Below are 23125 nucleotides of genomic sequence, written 5' to 3'. Positions count from 1 at the left end.
CAACGAACCCGACGCGCTCCCCTCGCTTGCCTCCCGGCACGAGGGGTTTTTTGTTGCACTGGCACAGAGTCGAATCCTCGTAAAACCCTCAGCTTCGAGAAGAGAATGCCGATGACCGAGCAGGCCACCGGGGCCCACCATCCGCAGCCGCGGCCCCGTTCCGGCGGACAGCAGTCCGCCGCAGTTGAGCACGTCACGGGTGCGCAGTCCCTCATCCGCTCTCTCGAAGAGGTGGGGTGCGACACCGTCTTCGGTATTCCGGGCGGCGCCATCCTCCCCGCGTACGACCCGATGATGGACTCGAAGAAAGTCCGTCACATCCTGGTCCGCCACGAGCAGGGGGCCGGCCACGCCGCCACCGGTTACGCGCAGGCCACCGGCAAGGTCGGCGTCTGTATGGCCACCTCCGGCCCGGGTGCCACGAACCTGGTCACCCCGATCGCCGACGCGCACATGGACTCCGTCCCGCTCGTCGCCATCACCGGCCAGGTCTCCTCCAAGGCGATCGGTACCGACGCCTTCCAGGAGGCGGACATCGTCGGCATCACGATGCCGATCACCAAGCACAACTTCCTGGTCACCAAGGCCGAGGACATCCCGCGGACGATCGCCGAGGCCTTCCACATCGCCTCCACCGGCCGCCCCGGCCCGGTCCTGGTCGACATCGCCAAGGACGCCCTCCAGGCGAGGACCACCTTCTCGTGGCCGCCCACCCAGGACCTCCCCGGTTACCGGCCGGTCACCAAGCCGCACGCCAAGCAGATCCGCGAGGCCGCCAAGCTCATCTGCCAGGCCAAGCGCCCGGTGCTGTACGTCGGCGGCGGCGTCATGAAGTCCGGCGCGACCGCCGAGCTGAAGGTCCTCGCCGAGCTGACCGGGGTCCCGGTCTGCACCACGCTGATGGCGCTCGGCTCCTTCCCCGACAGCCACCCGCTGCACGTCGGCATGCCGGGCATGCACGGCAGCGTCACCGGCGTCACCGCGCTGCAGAAGTCGGACCTGCTGATCGCGCTCGGCACCCGCTTCGACGACCGCGTCACCGGCAAGCTGGACAGCTTCGCCCCGTTCGCCAAGATCATCCATGCGGACATCGACCCGGCCGAGATCGGCAAGAACCGCGCGGTCGACGTCCCGATCGTCGGCGACGCCCGCGAGGTCATCGCCGACCTGATCCAGGCCGTCCAGGCCGAGCACACCGAGGGCAACGCCGGCGACTACAGCGCCTGGTGGAAGGACCTCAGCCGCTGGCGCGACACGTACCCGCTGGGCTACGACCTGCCCGAGGACGGCAGCCTCTCGCCGCAGCAGGTCATCGAGCGGATCGGCGCGCTCGCGCCGAAGAGCACGATCTTCGCGGCCGGCGTCGGCCAGCACCAGATGTGGGCCTCGCACTTCGTGAAGTACGAGGAGCCCCGCACCTGGCTGAACTCCGGCGGCGCCGGAACCATGGGCTACGCGGTCCCGGCCGCGATGGGTGCCAAGGTCGGCATGCCCGAGCGCACGGTCTGGGCGATCGACGGCGACGGCTGCTTCCAGATGACCAATCAGGAACTGGTCACCTGCGCGCTGAACAACATCCCGATCAAGGTCGCGATCATCAACAACGGCGCACTGGGCATGGTCCGCCAGTGGCAGACGCTGTTCTACAACCAGCGGTACTCCAGCACCGTGCTGCACGCTGACGAGACCGGCCACGACGCGGTCGGCTCCCAGCTCGGCGAGTCGATCGCCCCCCGCAAGGGCACCCGCGTCCCGGACTTCGTCAAGCTGTCCGAGGCCATGGGCTGCGTCGCCCTGCGCTGCGAGGACCCGGCCGACCTCGACAAGGTCATCGCCGAGGCCAACGCGATCAACGACCGTACGGTGGTCATCGACTTCATCGTCCACGAGGACGCCATGGTGTGGCCGATGGTCGCCGCCGGCACCTCCAACGACGAGGTCATGGCAGCCCGGGGCGTCCGTCCCGACTTCGGCGACAACGAAGACGACTGAGCCGAGAGAGCCGAGAGAGAGAACGCCTCACATGTCCAAGCACACGCTCTCCGTCCTGGTCGAGAACACGCCCGGCATCCTCGCCCGGATCGCCGCGCTGTTCTCCCGCCGCGGGTTCAACATCGACTCCCTCGCGGTCGGTGTCACGGAGCACCCCGACATCTCCCGCATCACCATCGTCGTGAACGTCGAGGACCTTCCGCTGGAGCAGGTGACCAAGCAGCTCAACAAGCTGGTCAACGTGCTCAAGATCGTCGAGCTGGAGTCGCACAACGCGATCGAGCGCGAACTCGTCCTGGTGAAGGTCCGCGCCGACAACGAGACCCGCTCGCAGATCGTCGAGATCGTCCAGCTGTTCCGCGCCAAGACGGTCGACGTCTCCCCGGAGGCCGTCACCATCGAGGCCACCGGCGGTTCCGACAAGCTCGGCGCGATGCTCAAGATGCTGGAGCCCTTCGGCATCAAGGAGCTCGTGCAGTCCGGCACGATCGCCATAGGGCGTGGCGGACGGTCCATCACGGACCGCAGCCTGCGCGCGCTCGACCGCAGCGCCTGACACGGCCGACACGGCCGACACGGCCGACGTGCCGGACGTGTTCGACCTGTTCGACGTGTCCGGCACAACAGACACGCAAGACACGTCGGACACGCTCACGTTCGCATAGCGAGACCGAGAAACTCAGATTCCGTTCCCCGCCGTACGGTGGGAGCAACACCAGCGCACCAAGGAGATATCCCAGTGGCCGAGCTGTTCTACGAGAACGACGCCGACCTGTCCATCATCCAGGGCCGCAAGGTCGCGGTCATCGGTTACGGCAGCCAGGGCCACGCCCACGCGCTGTCGCTCCGTGACTCCGGCGTCGACGTCGTCGTCGGCCTGAAGGAGGGCTCGAAGTCCAAGGCCAAGGCCGAGGAGCAGGGTCTGAAGGTCCTCCCCGTGGCCGAGGCCGCCGAGTGGGCGAACGTCATCATGATCCTCACCCCGGACCCGCTCCAGGCCGAGATCTACGAGGAGTCCATCAAGGACCACCTCAAGGAGGGTGACGCGCTCTTCTTCGGCCACGGCTTCAACGTCCGCTACGGCTTCATCAAGCCCCCGGCCAACGTGGACGTCGCCCTGGTCGCCCCGAAGGGCCCGGGTCACCTGGTCCGCCGCCAGTACGAGGAGGGCCGCGGCGTTCCGTGCATCGCGGCCGTCGAGCAGGACCACTCGGGCAACGCCTTCGCCCTCGCGCTCTCGTACGCGGCCGGCATCGGCGGCACCCGCGCCGGCGTCATCAAGACCACCTTCACCGAGGAGACCGAGACCGACCTGTTCGGTGAGCAGGCCGTCCTCTGCGGTGGCGCCTCCGCGCTGGTCAAGGCCGGTTTCGAGACCCTGACCGAGGCCGGCTACCAGCCGGAGATCGCGTACTTCGAGTGCCTGCACGAGCTGAAGCTCATCGTGGACCTCATGTACGAGGGCGGCCTGGAGAAGATGCGCTGGTCGGTCTCCGAGACCGCCGAGTGGGGCGACTACATCACCGGCCCGCGGATCATCACCGACGCCACCAAGGCCGAGATGAAGAAGGTCCTCGCCGAGATCCAGAACGGCGAGTTCGCCAACACCTGGATGGCCGAGTACAAGGCCGGTCTGCCGAAGTACAACGAGTACAAGAAGGCCGACGAGGCGCACCTGCTCGAGACCACCGGCAAGAAGCTGCGCAAGCTGATGAGCTGGGTCGACAGCAGCGAGAGCTGATCGAGTGAACGGCGGGGCCGGGACGGTGTGTCCCGGCCCCGCGGCACATGGCCGGAAGGCCGCACGACACCCCGGCTTGTCCAAGGCGGCCAACCACGGACGGGTGATCCTTCCGTACAGGCGGAAATCCTGTCCGCCACCGCCACTACACTGCTCAACACATACGCGTCAGGCCCACAGTGTCGTGCGTCTTCCACGCGGCTACCCCCTCCACGCCTGCGGCCGTCGGGACGGCCGTCCGCACTGGACCTGTGAGGACCCACGTGAGCTCGAAACCTGTCGTACTCATCGCCGAAGAGCTGTCGCCCGCCACCGTGGAGGCGCTCGGCCCGGACTTCGAGATCCGGCACTGCAACGGCGCCGACCGCGCCGAGCTGCTGCCCGCGATCGTCGACGCCGACGCGATCCTCGTCCGCTCCGCGACCAAGGTCGACGCCGAGGCCATCGCCGCCGCCAAGAAGCTGCGGGTCGTCGCCCGCGCCGGCGTCGGTCTGGACAACGTCGACGTCTCCGCCGCCACCAAGGCCGGCGTGATGGTCGTCAACGCGCCGACCTCGAACATCGTGACCGCCGCCGAGCTCGCCTGTGGCCTGCTCGTCGCCACCGCCCGCCACATCCCGCAGGCCAACACCGCCCTGAAGAACGGTGAGTGGAAGCGGAACAAGTACACGGGTGTCGAACTCAGCGAGAAGACCCTCGGCGTCGTCGGCCTCGGCCGCATCGGCGTCCTGGTCGCGCAGCGCATGTCGGCCTTCGGCATGAAGATCGTCGCGTACGACCCCTACGTACAGCCCGCGCGCGCCGCCCAGATGGGCGTCAAGATGCTCACGCTGGACGAGCTCCTGGAGGTCGCCGACTTCATCACCGTGCACCTGCCCAAGACCCCCGAGACCCTCGGTCTCATCGGGAACGAGGCCCTGCACAAGGTGAAGCCGTCCGTCCGTATCGTGAACGCCGCGCGCGGCGGGATCGTGGACGAGGCCGCCCTGTACGCGGCCATCAAGGAGGGCCGCGTCGCCGGCGCCGGACTCGACGTCTACGCGAAGGAGCCCTGCACGGACTCCCCGCTGTTCGAGCTCGACCAGGTCGTCTGCACCCCGCACCTCGGCGCGTCCACGGACGAGGCCCAGGAGAAGGCCGGTGTCTCGGTCGCCAAGTCGGTGCGCCTCGCGCTCGCCGGTGAGCTCGTGCCGGACGCGGTCAACGTCCAGGGCGGCGTCATCGCCGAGGACGTCCGTCCCGGCCTGCCGCTCGCCGAGAAGCTCGGCCGCATCTTCACCGCCCTCGCGGGCGAGGTCGCGGTCCGCCTCGACGTCGAGGTCTACGGCGAGATCACCCAGCACGACGTGAAGGTGCTCGAACTCTCCGCGCTCAAGGGTGTCTTCGAGGACGTCGTCGACGAGACGGTCTCCTACGTCAACGCCCCGCTGTTCGCGCAGGAGCGCGGTGTCGAGGTGCGCCTGACCACCAGCTCGGAGTCCCCGGACCACCGCAACGTGGTGACCGTCCGCGGGACCCTCTCGGACGGCCAGGAGGTGTCGGTCTCCGGCACGCTCGCGGGCCCGAAGCACCTGCAGAAGATCGTCGGTGTGGGCGAGTACGACGTGGACCTGGCGCTCGCCGACTACATGGTCGTGCTGCGCTATACCGACCGCCCGGGCGTGGTCGGTGCCGTCGGCCGCGTGCTCGGCGAGGCCGGGCTGAACATCGCGGGCATGCAGGTCGCCCGTGCCGAGGAGCACGGAGAGGCGCTCGCCGTGCTGACGGTCGACGCCGAGGTCCCGGCGAACGTCCTCGCGGACATCTCCGCCGAGATCGGCGCCGTGTCGGCGCGCACGGTCAGCCTCGGCTGAACCGTGTGAGCTGAACTCTTTCCACGCGTGCGAAGGGCCCGGGGGTCTCCCCCCGGGCCCTTTCGCGTGCCGCCGGACACCGCGCACCGCGCAGGATCAGTTGTACGTCGGCTCCTGTACGCCGTCTCCGGGAACCGGGGCCGGTTCCGCCGCGGCCGGGGCGGGGGTTTCGATCCCGCGCATCAGAGCCGCGGCGAGCACGGCCGCCCCGAGCAGCAGCGCCGTACCGCCCCAGGCCGCGTACTGCATCCCGTGGACGAAGGCCTCGCGGGCCAGGGCCAGCACCTGCTCGCCCGCGGCCCCGCCGAGCTGCTGGGCGGTGGCCACCGCGCCGCCCAGGGTCTCCCGGACCGCCGGCTCGGAGTCCGCCAGGTCGCTGCGGTAGACCGCGGTGCCCAGGCTGCCGAGCAGGGCCATGCCGAGCGCGCCGCCGAACTCCTGGCCCGTCTCCAGCAGAGAGGCGGCGGATCCGGCCTTCTCGGCGGGGGCGGAGCCCAGCGCCATGTCCGAGACCAGCGACATCACGGTGACGAGGCCGGAGGCGAGCACCCCGGCGCCGGTCAGCAGCAGCCACAGCGAGTCGTCGCCGACCAGGCTGATCAGGGCGAATCCGGCGGCGGCGAGGACGAACCCGCCGGCGATGACGTAGGCCCGCTCCGTCTTCTGGGCCAGGACCGCGGAGACCGGGGCGGCGGCGCCGATGACGACGGAGGGGGCGAGGCTCCACAGGGCGGCCTCCAGGGTGCCCATCCCCAGCACCGACTGGAGGTACTGGGTGGTGAAGTAGGCCGAGCCCATCATGGCGAAGGCGGCGATGGTGTTGAGGCCGATGGCCGCCCCGAACCCGCGGTGGGCGAACAGGGCGCGGGGGACCATGGCGTCGTCGCGGCTGCGCTGGCGGCGGACGAAGACGTACCCGACGGCCAGGCCCACGGCCACGCTGCCCAGGTAGAGGGGCTCGAAGCCCTCGGCGGCGATCTCCTTGAGCCCGTAGACGACGGGCAGTACGGCGGCCATGGACAGCGGGACGCTCAGCAGGTCGAAGCGGCCGGGGGCCGGGTCCTTGAACTCCGGGACCAGCACCGGGACCAGGACCAGCAGGAGCACCATCGCGGGCACGTTGATCAGGAAGACCGAGCCCCACCAGAAGTGGTTCAGCATCAGTCCGCTCATGACCGAACCGAGGGCGATGCCGCCGGTCATGACACCGGACCAGATCGCGATGGCCTGGCCGCGCTGCTTGGCGTCCTGGAAGAGGTTCCGTACGAGGGCCAGCGTGGAGGGCATCAGGGTCGCCCCGCCGATGCCGAGCAGGACGCGGGCCGCGATGAGCATCTCCGCGCTGGTGGCGTAGGCGGCGCCGACCGAGGCGAGGCCGAAGGCGGTCGCGCCGATCAGGAGTAGGCGGCGCCGGCCGATGCGGTCGCCCAGCGAACCCATCGTCAGCAGCAGGCCGGAGAGGGCGAAGGCGTAGCTGTCGAAGATCCAGAGCTGCTGGGTGGCGCTGGGGTCCAGCTCGCGGGTGATGGCGGGGATGGCGAAGTAGAGGACGGAGACGTCCATCGAGACCAGGAGCAGCGGCAGCACGAGGACGGTGAAGGCGGTCCATTCGCGGCGGCCGGCGAGGCGCGCTGTGGCGGCGGGGTTCGTCATGAGAAGGAATGTACAGACGTCTTAAACGCTTGTCTATGACGAGTGTATAGAACTTTGTCCAGGGCTCTTGTCCGTGGCGTTCGCGTTGCTACGGTTGCGCCATGGGACATCGTGAAGATCTGCTCGAAGGTGCCAAGAAGTGCCTGGTCGAGAAGGGTTTCGTGCGCACCACCGCGCGCGACATCGTCAGTGCCTCGGGCACGAACCTGGCGTCCATCGGGTACCACTACGGATCCAAGGACGCCCTGCTCACCCAGGCCTTCATCGCGCTGATGGAGGAGTGGGGGCAGGTCTTCCAGGACGGTCTCGAGGGTGAGGGCGGCTCGCTGGAGCGCTTCCGCGCGCTGTGGGAGGGCGTGCTGGCGCAGCACGAGAAGTCCGGCCCGGTCTGGGCGGCGAGCCTGGAAGTGGCGCTGAGCCGGGACCAGCGGCCGGAGTTGAAGGCGATGCTCGCGGGCTCGCAGGCCGAGGGGCGCCGGGGGCTGATCTCCATGCTGACCGGCACCCCGGAGGACCGGCTCGACGAGCGGGACGTACGCACCCTGGGCGCCTTCTACCAGGCACTGCTGAACGGCCTGATGATCCAGTGGCTGTTCGACCCGGCGACGGCGGCCACGGCGGAGGAGTTCACCGAGGGCATGCGGCGGGCCGCGCAGGCGCTGACGCCCGCCCACGGCAACGACCCGGCCTGAGCGGAGCGAAGGGGCGGTCCGTCACACCGTGACGACGACCTTCGCGCGGGCGTGCTCCACTTCGAGGTACCGGATGGCCTCGGCGGCCTCGCCGAGCGGGTACGTCCGGTCGACCACCGGGGAGACGTCCCCGCGCTCGACGAGCTCCGTCAGCGCCTCCAGGTTCTCCCGCTTCGGCTCCGCCGTCAGCACGAGCAGCCGCTGCCGGCCGGCGAACCGGGACAGGGCCAGCGAACGGTTCCCGACCAGGTCGAACACCACGTCGTACCGGCGCCCGTTGCGGGTGAAGTCCTCGCGGGTGTAGTCGATGACGTGGTCCGCGCCGAGCGAGCGGACCAGGTCCGCGTTCTTCGTGCGTACTCGGCGAACGCCCCGTCGGCCTCGCCGAACACCTCGTCACCGGGGCGCAGCCGCGTCACGTCCCGGCCCACCGCTTCCACCACGCCCGCGAAGTCCGTGCCGCGGATCCGTTCCTTCGGCCGGGTCAGCCCGAGGACCAGGCGGGCCACGTACGGGTCGCCCCGCATCAGGTGCCAGTCGCGCGCGTTGACCGCGGCGGCGCGGGCCCGTACCGGTCTTGGACGATCGCCTTCATCGGGCCTCCGTAGTCAACTGCTCGCGACGGTAGGCGACCGACCGCCGTGCGGACATCGGGGAATCCCCTTAGGGACCTCGGGGGGAGGGGAACCTCAGGCCAGGCGGGCGGCCTTGAGGGCCATGTGCAGCAACAGCCGGTCCTCGCCCTCGTCCAGGTCGAGGCCGGTCAGCTGCTCCACCCTGGCGAGGCGGTAGTACAGCGTCTGCCGGTGGATGCCCAGGGCCGCCGCCGCGCGGCCAGCCTGGCCGGCGCAGTCCAGGAACACCTCTGCCGTACGGGCGAGTTCGCGGTGGGCCGGGCCCAGCAGGGCGCGCGTCGCCGGGTCGTCCACCGGGTCGGCGGCCAGGGCCGCCAGCAGCCGGTACGGGCCGATCGCCGACCAGCGGGCGACGGGGCCGAACCGGGGCTGCGCGGCGGCCGCCCGGGCCGCGGCGACGGCCTGCGCCCAGGCGGCGGGCAACTCCGACAGGACCCGGACGGGTTCGGCGACCCCGGCGGTCACCGCGCCGGGCGTACCCGCAGTGCCCGCCGTGCCCCCCGTACCCGCCGAACGCGGCAGCAGCCGGGCCACTGCCGTCAGGGCCGGAGCCAGCGCGTCCGTCGAGCGCAGCCGGAGCAGGACCGCCAGCGCCAGGCCTCCGCCGGCCCCGCCCTCGTGGCCCGGCCGCGGTACGACGCACACCGCCGCCGCGCCCGGCACCGAAGCCGGAGCCTCCCCGGACCACGGCGCCACGCACACCGCCGCGTGCAGCCCTTCCGCGGCCGGGCCCAGGGCGACCCGCAGCGCGGCCACCGCCATGTCCTGCTGCCAGCCCCGTCCGGCCGTGAGCACCGCCAGGAACTCCCGCGACAGGTCGGCCCCCGCCTTCGCCTCCTCGTCGAGCAGGACCCCGATGCGCTGGGCCACCTCCATGGCCGCGGCCAGCTCCGCCGGACCCGGGCCGGGATCCTGGTCGAGGAGCCACACGTAGCCCTGCACGATGCCCCGGCACCGCACCGGCAGGCAGATCCGCCCCCGGAAGACCCCGGCCTCGGGCGCCGCCGGGATGTGCACCGGCCCGGTGGCGCGGGCGATGCCGAAGCCCTCGAACCAGGACCGGACGGCCGCCGTCGACTGCCGGGTCAGGATCGAGCGGGTCCGTACCGGGTCCATCGCCGCGTCGTCGTCGCTGTCGTGCGCGCCGAAGGCGATGAGGCGGAAGTCCCGGTTCTCCAGCGTCGCCGGGGCGCCGAGCAGCGCCGAGATCTCGTCCACCAGGTCCTGGTAATCGCCCTTCACCCAGACATTCTCCCACCCGCGCGCCCGCTCTTCAGACAGATGTATGAGATCCGGGCCACGGATGCGTGACAGCTGTCGATGGCAGAGGATCAAACCGATCCTTAGGTTTCACGGTGGTTTTACTTGCGCTTTTCTTCCGCCACCCGTTGGAGGTGCCCCCGTGCTGGGTCCCGTGATCCTCGCCGCTTCGCGCAGCGACAAGATGCGTCGTATCGTCTCTGCCGCCCCGGTGACCAAGCCCGTGGTGAACCGGTTCATCCCCGGTGAGACGGTCGACCAGGTGATCCCGATCGTCGAGGACCTCACGCGCAGCGGCCTGGAGGTCACCCTCGACGTCGTCGGCGAGGACATCACCGAGGTGGCGCAGTCGCACGCCGCGCGGGACGCCTACCTCCAGCTCATCGAGCGCCTCGCGGAGCTCGGCCTCGGCGAGACCGTCGAGATGTCGGTCAAGCTGTCGATGTTCGGCCAGGCGCTGGAAGGCGGCCACGAGCTCGCGCTGGCCAACGTCCGCCCAGTGGTCGAGGCCGCCGCCGCCATCGGCACCACCGTGACGCTGGACGCCGAGGACCACACCACCCTCGACTCGATGTTCGCCATCCACGAGGAGCTGCGCCGGGACTTCCCGCAGACCGGCTGCGTCATCCAGGCCTACCTCTTCCGCACGGAGGCCGACGCCCGCCGGCTGGCCGACTCCGGCAGCCGCGTCCGGATCGTGAAGGGCGCCTACAAGGAGCCCGCCGAGGTCGCGTACCAGGACAAGGCCGAGATCGACAAGGCGTACGTCCGGATCATGAAGATCCTGATGGACGGCGAGGGCTACCCGATGATCGGGTCCCACGACCCGCGGCTCATCGCCATCGGCCAGGAGCTCGCCCGCCAGGCCGGGCGCAAACTGGACGAGTACGAGTTCCAGATGCTGTACGGCATCCGCAGCGAAGAGCACCTGCGGCTGGCCGCCGAGGGCCACCGGATGCGGGTCTACACCGCGTACGGGACCGACTGGTACGGCTACTTCATGCGCCGCCTCGCGGAGAAGCCGGCCAACCTGCTGTTCTTCCTCCGCTCGATGATCACCAAGAACTAGCCAAGAACTAGGTCAAGGAGTTACCAGCCCCATGGATGCTGTGACCCAGGTCCCCGCTCCGGTCAACGAGCCGGTCCACTCGTACGCCCCCGGAACCCCGGAGCGCGCGCGGCTCGAAGTGCAGCTCAAGCAGCTGTCCGAGAACCCGATCGACCTCCCGATGACGATCAACGGCGTCAAGCGGATGGGCGGCGGCGAGCGTTTCGACGTGGTCCAGCCGCACGACCACAAGTCGGTGCTCGGCACCTACGCCAACGCCACCCAGGCCGACGCGCAGGAGGCCGTCGACGCCGCCCTCGCCGCCGCCCCGGCCTGGCGCTCGATGTCCTTCGACGACCGCGCCGCGATCATCCTGCGCGCCGCGGAGCTGCTGTCCGGCCCGTGGCGCGAGAAGCTCGCCGCCTCGACCATGCTGGGCCAGTCGAAGACCGCCCAGCAGGCCGAGATCGACACCCCGTGCGAGCTCGTCGACTTCTGGCGCTTCAACGTCCACTTCGCCCGCCAGATCCTGGCCGAGCAGCCGGTCGCGAACTCCGCCGGCGTGTGGAACCGCAGCGACCACCGCCCGCTCGAGGGCTTCGTCTATGCGATCACGCCGTTCAACTTCACGGCCATCGCCGGCAACCTGCCGACCGCCCCCGCCCTGATGGGCAACGTGGTCCTGTGGAAGCCGTCCCCGACGCAGACCCACTCCGCGGTCCTCCTGATGGAGCTCCTGGAGGAGGCCGGCCTGCCGAAGGGCGTCATCAACCTGGTGACGGGCGACGGCATCGCCGTGTCCGAGGTGGCCCTGAACCACCCCGAGCTGGCCGGCATCCACTTCACCGGCTCGACCAAGACCTTCCAGTACCTGTGGAAGACGGTCGGCAACAACATCGAGAAGTACAAGTCCTACCCGCGGCTGGTCGGCGAGACCGGCGGCAAGGACTTCGTCGTCGCGCACCCGTCCGCGGACCGCGCGATCCTGAAGACCGCGCTGACCCGCGGCTCCTTCGAGTTCCAGGGCCAGAAGTGCTCGGCGTCCTCGCGCGCCTACGTCCCGGCCTCGATCTGGAACGACGGCTTCAAGGAGGCCTTCGCGGCCGAGGTCAACGGCATCGCGATGGGTGACGTCCGCGACCTGACCAACTTCATCGGCGCCGTCATCGACGAGCGGTCCTTCGCCAAGAACAAGGCCGCGATCGACCGTGCCATCGCCGACCCGACCTGCGAGATCGTCGCGGGCGGCACGTACGACGACTCGGAGGGCTACTTCGTCCGCCCGACCGTCATCGCGTGCACCGACCCGGAGAACGAGGTCTTCACGACCGAGTACTTCGGTCCGATCCTGGCGATCCACGTCTACGAGGACGCCGACTTCGACGCGATGCTGGCGCAGATGGAGTCCGTCTCGGCGTACGCCCTGACCGGCTCGATCATCGCGGCGGACCGCTACGCGGCGGCGGACGCGATGGAGAAGCTCCGCTTCGCGGCGGGCAACTTCTACATCAACGACAAGTCCACCGGCGCCGTCGTCGGCCAGCAGCCCTTCGGCGGCGGCCGTGCCTCGGGCACGAACGACAAGGCCGGCGCGGCGACCAACCTGCAGCGCTGGACGTCGACCCGCTCCATCAAGGAGACCCTGGTCGCGCCGACCGAGTACGGCTACCCCCACATGGGCTGATCCCTGCCCCGCTGAACCCCGCCCCCGCTCCGGTACCCCCAAGTCCGGAGCGGGGGCGGTTCCAGTTCGCGGCCCGGTCAGACCTCGACGATCACCTGGTCCAGGGACTTGCGGACCAGGTCGGGGACCTCGCAGTCGTCCGCCGGGTAGCCGACCGGGATGACCGCGAAGGCCTTCTCGTTCTCGGGGCGGTCCAGGACGTGGGAGAGGAAGCGCATCGGGCTCGGCGTGTGGATCAGGGCCGCCAGGCCCGACAGGTGGAGGGCGGAGAGCAGCATGCCGACCGCGATGCCGACCGACTCGTCGACGTAGTAGTGCTTGCGCTTCGTGCTGTCCGGGCCGAGCCAGTAGCGCTGCTGGAAGACCACGATCAGGGCCGGGGCGTCCGTCAGGTGGGTCTTCACGGCGTCCGTGCCGAGGGGGCGCAGGGCCGCGAGCCACTCGTCGCCGAGCCGGCCGTCGTACGAGAGCACCTCCTCCTGCTCGGCGGCGTCGCGGATCTGCCGCCGCACCGCCGGGTCCTTGACGAGGACGAAGGTCCAGGGCTGCTGGTGCGCCCCGGATGGGGCGGTCGCGGCGCACGCGATGGCGTCCCGGACCACCTGCTCGGGCACGGGGTCGGGGGAGAAGCTGCGCACGGTCCGCCGCTCGTCCATCCGCGCCCGCAACTCGGCGGCCCGCGCGAGGGATTCCTCGCCCGGCATCCGCTCGGGCCGGTAGGGGGCGGGACGGTACGGCAGGCCGTGGATCGGGGTCCACTGCTGGGTCTGAGGCGACATGGGGCGAGTCTGCCGAGGCAATGGTCCAGACCGCCAGGGCCGCGTCGGCCGATTCCGGCCGGTGGACGGCGTCCGGTGTCCGCAATGCGGTCCTTGGTACGGTCGCGGGATGAGCGACTGGGATGCGGACGCCGTACGGGCGCGGCTGCACGCGAAGGTCCTCCGGTACGAGCTGGCCGCGTCGCTTCCGGAGGCGGAGGTCCGGGCCTTCGAGGTGGAGCACGGCATCCGGCTGCCCGAGGAGTACCGGACGTTCGTCACGACGGTCGGCGACGGCCCAGCGGGCCCCCATGGCGGGCTGATGCCCCTGGTCACCCCGCGCCCGGAGGCCGACGACGACTGGGCGGTGGACGGGGAGTGGGAGGACGACCGGCGCCCGGGCCGGCTGGCCGCGCCCTGCCCGATCCGGGAACCCCGTACGTTCGACGAGAACCGGCGGTTCGACGAGCGCGAGGCGCTGACCCTGGGCACCCTCGTGCTCGCCGAACAGGGGTGCGGCACGTATACGAGGCTGATCCTCAACGGGCCGCTGGCCGGTCAGGTCTGGTACCTGGACCAGGACTTCGGGACCTGCGTGGCCGAGAGCCCGGACTTCCGCACCTGGTACACCGATTGGCTGGAGAAGTGACGGGCGTGCGCGTCGCACACACCGCCGGGCTGACCGGCGACGAGCTCCGCGAGGTGCGGGCCCTGCTGGACGAGGCCTTCGAGGGGGACTTCGGCGAGGAGGACTTCGAGCACGCGCTCGGCGGGATGCACGTGCTGGTCCGGGACGCGGGCGGCGTGCTCGTCGCGCACGGCAGTGTGGTGCAGCGCCGGGTCGTGCACGGTGGGCGGGCCCTGCGGACCGGGTACGTGGAGGCCGTCGCCGTACGGGCCGGCTCGCGGCGGCGGGGCCTCGGCGGGCAGGTCATGGCGGAGCTGGAGCGCGTCATCGGGCGGGCCTACGTGCTGGGCGCGCTGTCGGCGTCGGAGGAGGGGGCCGGGCTCTACCTCGGCCGTGGCTGGTCGGTGTGGCCGGGCCGGGTCGGGGCGCTGTCGCCGGACGGGCCGGTACGCCTCACCGAGGAGGAGGGGTCCACGTACGTGTGGGTGCCGCCCGGCGGGGTCCGGCTGGACCCCGGCGGGCGGCTCGACTTCGACTGGCGGGACGGGGACGTCCTGTAGCTACGACCCCGAGATGCTTGCCGCCCCCGACTCGATGTGGCCCGTGTAGCGGCGGGACCAGGTGCCGTCGGAGCCGGCCAGGATCGTGAAGTCGTACCAGCCGTTGCTGTACGCCACCGCGTTGAAGTAGTCCTCGCGCGAGGAGTTCGCCGGAACCGTGTACGTCCACGGGCCGTCCGTGCGGTAGGCGTTGGAGCGGATCGTGAAGGTGACCGCGGCGGCGGAGGCGTTGGTCATCTTGAAGTAGACCGCCGTCTTGCCCGTGCCCGGATCGACCGCGAAGCGCGCCGCCACCTCCAGGTCCTTGCCCGGCTTCGTGGCGTCGCCGAGGAAGCGGCGCAGGAAGCGGTTCGGGCCGTACATCGAGATGTCGTACTTGCCCGAGCCGTGGCCGAGGCCGATGTTGAAGTAGTCGCTGCCGGTGCCGCCCGGGTCCACCGTGTACTGCCAGGCGGCCGTGTCCCGGTACTGGTGCGGGTGGATCGAGAAGTGCGCCGCCTGCTTCGCCTCCGCGCCCTGGTTGGTCATCGAGAACCAGGCCAGGATCTTGCCGGCCGCGCCGAACTCCAGGCGGTCCAGGTTGCCGTTGACCTGGTACGGAAGCGCCCGCGCCGGGCGGGTCCCGGCCTCCTGCGCCGGCAGGGCGTTGTCCTGCGGCACCGGGTTGGGGAGCGGGCCGCAGGTCGACTGGCCGATCACCTCGGCGGTGGACGGCAGGCCCGCGGGGACCCCGTAGACCGGGTGCGCGAAGTCGAAGACGCCGGTCAGGTCGCCGGTCACCTTGCGGCGCCAGGCGCTGATGTTCGGACAGGTGGCGGGGGTCCCGAGGGAGGCCGTCCACTTCTCCATGAACCGCAGCACCGAGGTGTGGTCGAAGACCTCCGAGCTCACCCAGCCGCCCCGCGTCCACGGGGACATCACGATCATCGGGACGCGGAAGCCGAGGCCGATCGGGGTGCCGTCGAGGTACTCGCCCGGCGTGCCGGGCGGAGCGACCGGCGGCGGGACGTGGTCGAAGAAGCCGTCGTTCTCGTCGTAGTTGAGGAAGAGGACGGTCGAGTCGAAGACCTCCGGGTTGGCGGCGAGCGCCCGGTAGACGAGGTCGACGAAGTGCGCGCCGTCGCCCGGCGGGGCGTACGGGTGCTCGGAGAAGGCCTCGTTCGCCACGACCCAGGAGACCTGGGGGAGGGTGCCGGCGACGACGTCGGCGCGGATGGCGGCCGCGATGTCGTCCGGGGTGGAGCCGGTGACGCGCGGGACGGACGACATGCCGCGGTCGTACAGCGGGTTGCCGGGGGCCGCGTCCGTGAACTTCTTGAAGTAGGCCAGACCGTTGTCGCCGTAGTTGTCCTGGGCGTTCTGGTAGACCTTCCAGCTCATGCCGGCGCGCTGGAGGGCTTCCGCGTACGTCTCCCAGGTCAGCCCGGACTCGTCGCCGCCGTCCTTGCTGGAGGCGTCGATCTTGCCGCTCCACAGGAAGGTGCGGTTCGGGCCGGTCGCGCTGAGCGTGGAGCAGAAGTAGGCGTCGCAGATGGTGTAGTTGTCGGCGAGTCCGTAGTGGAAGGGGATGTCGCCCCGGTCCAGGTAGCCGAGGGTGCGGGTGTTGCCGACGCCGGTGACGAAGTTGTCCATCCGGCCCTTGTTCCAGGCGGCGTGCTGCGAGGTCCAGCTGTGCGGGAGGTCGCCGTTGCACTGGGCCAGCGTCTCGCCGTCGACCCCGCCCGCGGGCGGGGTCGCGCTCAGCTTCCACGGGTACTGGCGGCCGCCCCAGTTCGGCTGGTTGAACATGCCCCAGCCGCCCGGGATGTTTCCGGCGGCGCGGTCGCCGAAGCCGCGGACACCCTTCAGCTTTCCGAAGTAGTGGTCGAAACTGCGGTTCTCCTGCATCAGGATCACCACGTGCTTCACATCGGTGATCGTGCCGGTCGCGGCGGCCGCGGCAGCTGTCGTCGGCGCGATGGCGGGCAGGGTGGCGCCTGCCATCAGCCCGGCGCCGATTCCCACGAACCCTCTGCGGCTGATCGGTGTCACTGACTGCTCGCCTCCAACTCCAGTGCCCCGCTGGCACATTGACGGCAAGAGTGACGGGCCTCGCGCCAAAGGTCTACATCCGTGCGGTAAGAAGTCGGTGAACATCCGGGTGGCTGGATTCAGCTGTTGAGGCGGACGAGCATCTTGCCCAGATTGTCCCCGCGGAACATGCCCAGAAAAGCCTCCACCGTGCGGTCAAATCCCTGCACAACGGTGGTATCGGTACCGATCCGGCCACTGCGCAGATGGGGGACCAGGAAGTCCTCCAGCTCGTCCTGCAGATTGGTGTGATTCCGAACCAATACGCCTTCCAGGCGCAGCGATTTGTGTACGACCTCGAAGAGGTTGCGGGGCGCGGCGGGGGAGCGGTCGCCGTTGTACATCGAGATGGCGCCGACCCAGGCGATCCGCCCGTACTCGCGCAGCACGTCGATGGCACCCTCCAGGTGGTCGCCGCCCACGTTGTCCACGTAGACGTCGATCCCGTCGGGCGCCGCCTTCGCGAGCTGCTCGCCGACCGGGCCGTCGTGGTAGTCGAAGGCCGCGTCGAAACCGAGGTTCTCGGTGAGGTGGCGGACCTTGGCCGCCGAGCCCGCGCTGCCGATGATCCGGCGGGCGCCGAGCAGCCGGGCGATGTGGCCGGTGGCGGTGCCGACCCCGCCCGCCGCGGCGGAGACGAAGAGGTCCTCGCCCTCCCGCAGGACCGCGGTCCGGGTCAGGGCGGCGTACGCGGTGAGGCCGGTGCCGCCGAGGACGGACAGGTACGCCTCCAGCGGGACCCCCGCGTGGCCCCGCAGCTTGCGGGTTCCGGCCACCCCGAGGGTGACGAGGGCGTGGGTGCGCCATCCCTCGCGGTGGAAGACCAGGTCACCCTCGGCCAGTCCGGGGTCGCGGGAGGCGATCACGCGGCCGACCGAGCGGCCCTCCAGCGGGGCGTTCAGCTCGAAGCCGCCCTCGCCGCCGTCCATCAGCCCGCGGTGGTACGGGTCCACCGAGAGCAGGAGGTTCTCCACCAGGGCGGTCCCGGGCCCCGGTTCCGGGACGGGGTGCGCGGCGTAGGTGAAATCGGCGGCGGTGGGGAAGCCGGTGGGACGGGCGATCTGGTGGACGGCGTAAGCGGTGTTCGTGGTCATGGCCCAGACGCTAGGAAGGAATCTCCCGGCCGGGCAGGGGGTTGCGCTCATGGAAGCCGCACATGCATGAATGACGCTCATGGAACGAGGTGGGGGCCGGTGTCCGAGCTCCTCCCGCAGGAACTGCGGGTCCTGGTCGCCGTCGCCGAGTCCGGCGGGTTCTCCGCCGCGGCCGCTGCGCTCGGCCTCACCCAGTCGGCCGTATCGCACTCGGTGCGAGGCAGTGAGGCCAAGATCGGCGCGGTGCTCTTCGAGCGCGGGCGGACCGGGGCCTCGCCCACCCCGGCGGGGGAGCGGGCCGTCGGCCACGCGCGCCGGATCCTGCGGCTGTACGAGGTCATGGGCGCGGAGGTGCGCGGCGCGGGCCGGGCCGGGGCGGCGGGTGACACCCTTGCGGGCGTGCTCCGGATCGCCGCGTTCCGCAGCGCGGCCCTGCACCTGCTGCCGCCCGCCCTGGAGCGGCTCACGGCCCGGCACCCGGGGATCCGCCCCGAGGTCCGGGTGGTGCGCGAACTCGGCGCGGGCACGGCCGGGGAGGTGGCCGCGGGCCGCGCCGACCTGGGGATCGCCACGCTGGGCGGGTCGGACGAGGCGCCGGCCGGCCTGCTGACCGGGGTGCTCGCCGAGGAGGCGTACGCGCTGGTCCACCCGGCCGGGCACCCGGACCCGAAGGCGCTGCCCCTGCTGGACTGGGACGAGAACTGCGGCTCCTACACCCGGGCCTGGTGGCGGGAGCAGGACTGGATCCCGCCGGCCACCGTCAAAGCGGAGGACGACGGGATGGTGCTGACGATGGTCGGCCGCGGGCTCGGCATGGCGATCCTGCCGGAGCTGTCGCTCCGCGAGGCCGGCGAGGCGGTGCAGATCACCGATCTGGGGCCGCGGAGGCCGGTGAGGCAGGTGGGATACGTCACCACGCCGGAATCCGCCGCCACTCTCGCCGTACGTGCTCTGATCAGGGAACTTCGCTCGGCGAAGGGCTGAATCGGACCCTCGGAAGGGGGTCTTCCGAGGGGCTCGGCGTCTCAGATAGTAGGAAGTCCGAGTAATTGCGGAGACATACAGCCGGACCTGCCCTAGCTTTGTAGAAGCCGAACGTCTCGCCGATCCGGCGAATGGCGGTCGAGAGCGCGCGCCCCTGGCAGGCAACCCCTGCGGCGCACCGCTCCCCGCCTCTTCCGGCGCCTTGAAGGAACCCCTCATCCGTGGCTTCGCCACGCCGTGATCTCAAGGAGTCGATCCACATGACCCCCACCACCGCCGCAGCCCGCCGCGTCCGCCACTCCTCCACGGCCGACGCCGACCGCCGGAACGCCGCCGCCGCGCTCCAGCGGGCCCTCGACCGCCGTGACAACGGCGGGTCGACCGGCCACTGACCACCGAGTCACCCGCTCATCGGACATATTGCGGCTCGCGTCCACATGGCGGACGCAATATGTCTGAGGGCTGGGACAGGGAGTACGGTTCCGTCATGTCGACCAGCATCAATCTCGCAGTGATCCCCGGTGATGGCATCGGCCAGGAAGTCGTGGCTCAGGGCCTCAAGGTCCTTACCGCGGTCCTGCCCCAGGATGTGAAGCTGGAGACCAAGGAATACGACCTCGGCGCCCAGCGCTGGCACCGCACCGGTGAGACCCTCCCGGACGCGGAGCTCGAAGCCCTCAAGCACCACGACGCGATCCTGCTCGGCGCCATCGGCGACCCCTCGGTCCCGTCCGGCGTACTGGAGCGCGGCCTGCTGCTGAAGCTCCGCTTCGCCTTCGACCACTTCATCAACCTGCGCCCCTCGAAGCTCTTCCCCAACACGGCCACCCCGCTCGCCGGCCGTCCGGAGATCGACTTCGTCGTGGTCCGCGAGGGCACCGAGGGCCCGTACACCGGCAACGGCGGCTCGCTGCGCACCGGCACCCCCGCCGAGGTGGCCACCGAGGTCAGCCTCAACACCGCGTATGGCGTGGAGCGCGTGGTCCGTGACGCCTACGAGCGTGCCAACGCCCGCCCCCGCAAGAAGCTGACGCTGGTCCACAAGAACAACGTCCTCGTGTACGCCGGCCACCTGTGGAAGAACATCTTCGACAAGGTCGGCCAGGAGTACCCCGAGGTGACCACCGACTACCTGCACGTCGACGCCGCGACGATCTTCTTCGTCACCCAGCCCGAGCGCTTCGACGTCATCGTCACGGACAACCTCTTCGGTGACATCCTCACCGACCTGGCCGCCGCCGTGACCGGCGGAATCGGCCTGGCCGCCTCCGGGAACATCAACCCGACCGGCGCCTTCCCGTCCATGTTCGAGCCCGTCCACGGCTCGGCCCCGGACATCGCCGGCACCGGCAAGGCCGACCCGACCGCGACGATCCTCTCGGTCGCCCTCCTGCTGCGCCACCTGGGCTACGAGGCCCAGGCCGTCCGCATCGAGGACGCGGTCTCCGCCGATCTCGCGGAGCGCGACGACACCTTCCGCTCCACCGACGCGATCGGTGACGCCCTGGCCGCGCGCGTAGCCGGCTGACCCGGCAGCACCACTTCAGGAAGCCGTCGGGTCATATAGGGGACCCGGCGGCTTTTCCTGTGCGGCCCCGGGTGCCACCATCTCCCCTGGGCCGCTACCCCCGCTTCTCCGAAGCCCTCGTGCGCGCGATAATCGAACGCGAGGCCGCGGAATGCGGGGAAGCTCGGACGTCCTAGTACGCCGTGAGCGCGGTCCGCCATACACAACCGGTGAAGGACAAGCACTCATGACGACGCCCACGATCGAGCTCAAGCCCTCCTCGAACCCGCTGTCCGACGCGGAGCGCGAGGCGATCCTGGCCAGCCCCGGCTTCGGCCGCCACTTCACCGACCACATGGTGACGATCAAGTGGACCGAGGGCCGCGGCTGGCACGACGCCGAGCTGGTCCCGTACGCGCCCCTGGCGATCGACCCGGCGAACATGACGCTGCACTACGCGCAGACGATCTTCGAGGGCCTCAAGGCCTACCGCCAGCCCGACGGCACCGTCGCCACCTTCCGCCCGCTGGCCAACGCCGAGCGCTTCCAGTCCTCGGCCCGCCGCATGGCCATGCCGGAGCTGCCGGCCGAGCTGTTCATCGAGGCCTGCGACGCCCTCATCCAGCAGGACCGCGCCTGGGTGCCGGACTCCGGCGAGGCCTCCCTGTACCTGCGGCCGTTCATGTTCGCCTCCGAGGTCGGCCTCGGTGTCCGTCCGGCGAACGAGTTCCTCTTCATCGTCATCGCCTCGCCCGCCGGCGCGTACTTCCCCGGTGGGGTCAAGCCCGTCTCTGTCTGGCTCTCCGAGGACTACGTCCGCGCGGTCAAGGGCGGCACCGGCGCGGCGAAGACCGGCGGCAACTACGCGGCCTCGCTGGTCGCGCAGGCCCAGGCGGCCTCGCACGGCTGCGACCAGGTGGTCTGGCTCGACGCCGTCGAGCACCGCTGGATCGAGGAGATGGGCGGGATGAACCTGTACTTCGTGTACGGCGACCGCATCGTCACCCCGGAGCTCACCGGCTCGCTCCTTCCCGGCATCACCCGCGACTCCCTCCTCACGATCGCCCGCGACCTCGGCTACACCGCCGAAGAGGGCCGGATCACCACCGAGGACTGGCAGCGCGACAACGCGAACGGCACCCTCACCGAGGTGTTCGCCTGCGGCACCGCCGCCGTCATCACCCCGGTCGGCTCGGTGAAGTCCGAGCGCGCCAACTGGACCCAGGGCGACGGCGAGCCCGGCCAGGTCACCATGCGGCTGCGCAAGGCGCTCCTGGAGCTCCAGACCGGCCACGCCGCCGACACCCACGGCTGGATGCACCCGCTGGGCTAGTCGCCCGCACCCGTACGCACGCAGGCCCGCGCCCCGGATCTCCCGGGCGCGGGCCTGCGTGCGTACGGAGGGACTCAGGCGGCCACCGGCTCCGGCTCCTCGGCCGGAACGGCCGCCGGGGAGGTGCGCGCGGTCAGGGCCGTGTAGACGAGCCCGCCGGCCAGGCCGGACAGGACGAAGGAGCAGTCCACGCCGCCGGTCAGGGCGAGCAGCGGGCCCTCGTAGAACGGGGTGGCCACGGCGAGCAGGCCGACACCCGCGCCGATGGCCCAGGAGGCGGTGGCGGCCACGTTCCAGCCGCCGCGGTACCAGTAGACCCCGCCCACCGAGCGGCGGTTGAAGACCTGGAGGGCGTCGGCGTCGTACCGCCCCTTGCAGCGCACGTGGCCGATCAGGGTGATCACGGCCCAGGGGGTGCCGATCGCGGTCAGCAGCAGCACGAAGGAGGTCATCGCCGCCTGCACGTCCCACTCGAAGGAGCCGACGAAGACGAAGGCGGTGGCGACGGCCGCGGCGATCACGGTGGCCGTGGTGCGCGTGGCCTTGGGGACGATCGCGTCGAGGTCGAGGCCCATGGAGTAGAGCATCAGCCCGGCGTTGCCCACCGAACCGGCGGCGGCCGCGGCGAGCAGCGGGACCAGGTACCAGAACGGCGCGGCCTCGACCAGCGGCCCGGCGTATTCGGCGCCGGCCCGGGCGGCGAGCGCGGTGTAGGTGCCGAAGAGCTGCGGTATCAGCAGGCCGATCAGCAGGCCGAAGCCGGTGGCCCAGAAGACCTTGCGGGAGCTGTGCTTGCGGGGGGAGATGTAGCGGGTGTAGTCGCCGAGCAGGGTGATGAAGGCGACGGGGCCGCTCAGGCCGGCGGCGACGGCCGCGAGCAGCCAGGTCGGCCAGAAGGAGCCCAGCAGGTACTCGGTGTCCGCCGGCGCGGCGGCGGTGAAGTCCGGGGCGTACGCGAAGATGCCGATGGCCAGCAGGATCACCATGCCGAAGGACAGGATCTTGCTCATGCGGAGCAGCAGCCGGTAGCCGAAGACGGCCGCGACGACGGTACAGACGGCCAGTACGCCGTACATCACGGCCCGCGAGACGCCGGTGTCCGGCAGCCCGGTGAGCCGCGAGAGCACGCCGACCATCACGTCGCCGCCGATCCACAGGGTGAGCGCGGTGTAGCCCAGCGACAGCAGCAGCCCGACGACCGAGCCGACGAGGCGGCCGCGGACACCGAACTGGGCTCCGCTGGAGGTGGAGAGGTTGGTGGCGGTCCGCAGGGAGACCAGTGCCAGCGGCGCGGTGAAGGCGATGCCGACCACGGTGCCGGTCACGATGGCGGTGACGGAGGGCCACAGGCCCAGTCCGAAGGACGGGGGGAGCCAGCCGAACACGATCACGCCGAGGCAGAGGTTGGATCCGAGCAGGATCGAGATCAGGTCACGGGGACCGCTCGTCCGCTCCTCCTCGGGGATGGTGTCGACTCCGCGCTGTTCGATGGGCATGGGGGGACTCCCTTGGCAGGGCGGGGGATGGTTGCGCATTTGTTTGAGCGACACTCAATGTGACTCAAGGCCTGCTCTCAGGTCAATGATTCCCTGCAACGAAATGGAGAGTTAGAGTGATGCTCTAACCCATCGAC

At 70.6% G+C, this 23125-nt stretch carries 19 protein-coding genes and 1 pseudogene; 13 read left to right on the top strand and 7 right to left on the bottom strand.

Annotated elements, in window-relative coordinates:
* The first annotated feature begins 105 nt into the window (after nt 1-105).
* The 4 genes from OHA89_RS12300 to serA all read left to right on the top strand — a co-directional run bounded on the left by OHA89_RS12300 (nt 106) and on the right by serA (nt 5586).
* Complete coding sequence (locus OHA89_RS12300) at nt 106-1992, top strand: acetolactate synthase large subunit (protein ID WP_215140147.1); 1887 nt, start codon at nt 106-108, stop codon at nt 1990-1992.
* Nucleotides 1993-2023: 31 nt separating this feature from the next.
* Complete coding sequence (ilvN, locus tag OHA89_RS12295) at nt 2024-2548, top strand: acetolactate synthase small subunit (RefSeq protein WP_030010002.1); 525 nt, start codon at nt 2024-2026, stop codon at nt 2546-2548.
* Between the two features lie 183 nt (nt 2549-2731).
* The gene (ilvC, locus tag OHA89_RS12290; protein ID WP_215140146.1) at nt 2732-3733 is read left to right on the top strand and encodes a ketol-acid reductoisomerase; all 1002 of its coding nucleotides are present in this window, start codon (nt 2732-2734) and stop codon (nt 3731-3733) included.
* Between the two features lie 263 nt (nt 3734-3996).
* Nucleotides 3997-5586, top strand: a complete 1590-nt coding sequence (gene serA / locus OHA89_RS12285; protein WP_215140145.1) for a phosphoglycerate dehydrogenase — start codon at nt 3997-3999, stop codon at nt 5584-5586.
* 96 nt (nt 5587-5682) lie between these two features.
* On the opposite strand, the gene OHA89_RS12280 is transcribed toward serA, so the two are convergent.
* Nucleotides 5683-7239 carry an MFS transporter gene (locus OHA89_RS12280; RefSeq protein ID WP_406366151.1) on the bottom strand — a complete coding sequence of 519 codons (1557 nt, stop codon included), beginning with the start codon at nt 7237-7239 and terminating at the stop codon, nt 5683-5685.
* A 101-nt stretch (nt 7240-7340) separates the two neighbouring features.
* Between OHA89_RS12280 and OHA89_RS12275 the strand changes: the two genes are divergently transcribed.
* The gene (locus tag OHA89_RS12275) at nt 7341-7931 is read left to right on the top strand and encodes a TetR/AcrR family transcriptional regulator (RefSeq protein ID WP_266614805.1); all 591 of its coding nucleotides are present in this window, start codon (nt 7341-7343) and stop codon (nt 7929-7931) included.
* Between the two features lie 21 nt (nt 7932-7952).
* Here the strand turns inward: OHA89_RS12275 and OHA89_RS12270 are convergent.
* Nucleotides 7953-8533: pseudogene (locus OHA89_RS12270) on the bottom strand (NAD(P)-dependent alcohol dehydrogenase); the annotation flags it as partial.
* An 87-nt stretch (nt 8534-8620) separates the two neighbouring features.
* A complete protein-coding gene (locus OHA89_RS12265) occupies nt 8621-9808 on the bottom strand; it encodes a CdaR family transcriptional regulator (RefSeq protein ID WP_266614803.1) in 1188 nt (395 codons plus the stop codon).
* A gap of 160 nt (nt 9809-9968) precedes the next feature.
* Between OHA89_RS12265 and OHA89_RS12260 the strand changes: the two genes are divergently transcribed.
* Together OHA89_RS12260 and pruA are read left to right on the top strand one after the other, a co-directional pair.
* Nucleotides 9969-10895, top strand: a complete 927-nt coding sequence (locus OHA89_RS12260; RefSeq protein ID WP_215149828.1) for a proline dehydrogenase family protein — start codon at nt 9969-9971, stop codon at nt 10893-10895.
* Nucleotides 10896-10926: 31 nt separating this feature from the next.
* Nucleotides 10927-12558: an L-glutamate gamma-semialdehyde dehydrogenase gene (pruA, locus tag OHA89_RS12255; RefSeq protein WP_257554028.1), complete on the top strand. Its 1632-nt coding sequence runs from the start codon at nt 10927-10929 to the stop codon at nt 12556-12558.
* A gap of 77 nt (nt 12559-12635) precedes the next feature.
* On the opposite strand, the gene OHA89_RS12250 is transcribed toward pruA, so the two are convergent.
* Nucleotides 12636-13337 carry a nitroreductase family protein gene (locus tag OHA89_RS12250; RefSeq protein WP_406366150.1) on the bottom strand — a complete coding sequence of 234 codons (702 nt, stop codon included), beginning with the start codon at nt 13335-13337 and terminating at the stop codon, nt 12636-12638.
* A 109-nt stretch (nt 13338-13446) separates the two neighbouring features.
* On the opposite strand from OHA89_RS12250, the gene OHA89_RS12245 reads away from it, so the two are divergent.
* Nucleotides 13447-13965 carry an SMI1/KNR4 family protein gene (locus OHA89_RS12245; RefSeq protein ID WP_406366149.1) on the top strand — a complete coding sequence of 173 codons (519 nt, stop codon included), beginning with the start codon at nt 13447-13449 and terminating at the stop codon, nt 13963-13965.
* Entirely contained in the window at nt 13962-14504 is a 543-nt protein-coding gene (locus OHA89_RS12240) for a GNAT family N-acetyltransferase (protein ID WP_406366148.1), read from the top strand. The genes OHA89_RS12245 and OHA89_RS12240 overlap by 4 nt, the downstream gene beginning before the upstream one ends.
* Here the strand turns inward: OHA89_RS12240 and OHA89_RS12235 are convergent, their stop codons facing one another.
* Together OHA89_RS12235 and OHA89_RS12230 are read right to left on the bottom strand one after the other, a co-directional pair.
* Nucleotides 14505-16535, bottom strand: coding sequence for a phosphocholine-specific phospholipase C (locus OHA89_RS12235; protein ID WP_406366146.1), 2031 nt, complete (start codon nt 16533-16535; stop codon nt 14505-14507). It lies immediately after the preceding gene.
* A 119-nt stretch (nt 16536-16654) separates the two neighbouring features.
* Nucleotides 16655-17668 carry an NADP-dependent oxidoreductase gene (locus OHA89_RS12230; protein ID WP_266614794.1) on the bottom strand — a complete coding sequence of 338 codons (1014 nt, stop codon included), beginning with the start codon at nt 17666-17668 and terminating at the stop codon, nt 16655-16657.
* Between the two features lie 99 nt (nt 17669-17767).
* Here OHA89_RS12230 and OHA89_RS12225 point away from each other — a divergent pair, with 99 nt between their 5' ends.
* From OHA89_RS12225 to OHA89_RS12210, 4 genes are all read left to right on the top strand, one after another.
* The gene (locus OHA89_RS12225) at nt 17768-18652 is read left to right on the top strand and encodes a LysR family transcriptional regulator (protein ID WP_266614792.1); all 885 of its coding nucleotides are present in this window, start codon (nt 17768-17770) and stop codon (nt 18650-18652) included.
* 260 nt (nt 18653-18912) lie between these two features.
* A complete protein-coding gene (locus tag OHA89_RS12220; protein WP_257554021.1) occupies nt 18913-19044 on the top strand; it encodes a hypothetical protein in 132 nt (43 codons plus the stop codon).
* Between the two features lie 95 nt (nt 19045-19139).
* Nucleotides 19140-20180, top strand: a complete 1041-nt coding sequence (locus OHA89_RS12215) for a 3-isopropylmalate dehydrogenase (RefSeq protein ID WP_266614790.1) — start codon at nt 19140-19142, stop codon at nt 20178-20180.
* A 226-nt stretch (nt 20181-20406) separates the two neighbouring features.
* Entirely contained in the window at nt 20407-21492 is a 1086-nt protein-coding gene (locus tag OHA89_RS12210; RefSeq protein WP_257554020.1) for a branched-chain amino acid aminotransferase, read from the top strand.
* A 74-nt stretch (nt 21493-21566) separates the two neighbouring features.
* Here OHA89_RS12210 and OHA89_RS12205 read toward each other — a convergent pair whose 3' ends face one another.
* Complete coding sequence (locus OHA89_RS12205) at nt 21567-22988, bottom strand: cytosine permease (RefSeq protein ID WP_266614787.1); 1422 nt, start codon at nt 22986-22988, stop codon at nt 21567-21569.
* Between the last annotated feature and the right edge of the window lie 137 nt (nt 22989-23125).

The organism is Streptomyces sp. NBC_01546, assembly GCF_045208355.1.
GTDB lineage: Bacteria > Actinomycetota > Actinomycetes > Streptomycetales > Streptomycetaceae > Streptomyces.
The sequence above is the reverse complement of the archived record's forward strand: the minus strand, read 5'-3'. Positions and strand labels throughout refer to the sequence as shown.

Coding starts and splice junctions, on each gene's coding strand:
- OHA89_RS12300 (WP_215140147.1), top strand. CDS start 106: ATGCCGATGACCGAGCAGGCCACCGGGGCCCACCATCCGCAGCCGCGG.
- ilvN (WP_030010002.1), top strand. CDS start 2,024: ATGTCCAAGCACACGCTCTCCGTCCTGGTCGAGAACACGCCCGGCATC.
- OHA89_RS12280 (WP_406366151.1), bottom strand. CDS start 7,239: ATGACGAACCCCGCCGCCACAGCGCGCCTCGCCGGCCGCCGCGAATGG.
- OHA89_RS12275 (WP_266614805.1), top strand. CDS start 7,341: ATGGGACATCGTGAAGATCTGCTCGAAGGTGCCAAGAAGTGCCTGGTC.
- pruA (WP_257554028.1), top strand. CDS start 10,927: ATGGATGCTGTGACCCAGGTCCCCGCTCCGGTCAACGAGCCGGTCCAC.
- OHA89_RS12250 (WP_406366150.1), bottom strand. CDS start 13,337: ATGTCGCCTCAGACCCAGCAGTGGACCCCGATCCACGGCCTGCCGTAC.
- OHA89_RS12245 (WP_406366149.1), top strand. CDS start 13,447: ATGAGCGACTGGGATGCGGACGCCGTACGGGCGCGGCTGCACGCGAAG.
- OHA89_RS12230 (WP_266614794.1), bottom strand. CDS start 17,668: ATGACCACGAACACCGCTTACGCCGTCCACCAGATCGCCCGTCCCACC.
- OHA89_RS12220 (WP_257554021.1), top strand. CDS start 18,913: ATGACCCCCACCACCGCCGCAGCCCGCCGCGTCCGCCACTCCTCCACG.
- OHA89_RS12215 (WP_266614790.1), top strand. CDS start 19,140: ATGTCGACCAGCATCAATCTCGCAGTGATCCCCGGTGATGGCATCGGC.
- OHA89_RS12210 (WP_257554020.1), top strand. CDS start 20,407: ATGACGACGCCCACGATCGAGCTCAAGCCCTCCTCGAACCCGCTGTCC.
- OHA89_RS12205 (WP_266614787.1), bottom strand. CDS start 22,988: ATGCCCATCGAACAGCGCGGAGTCGACACCATCCCCGAGGAGGAGCGG.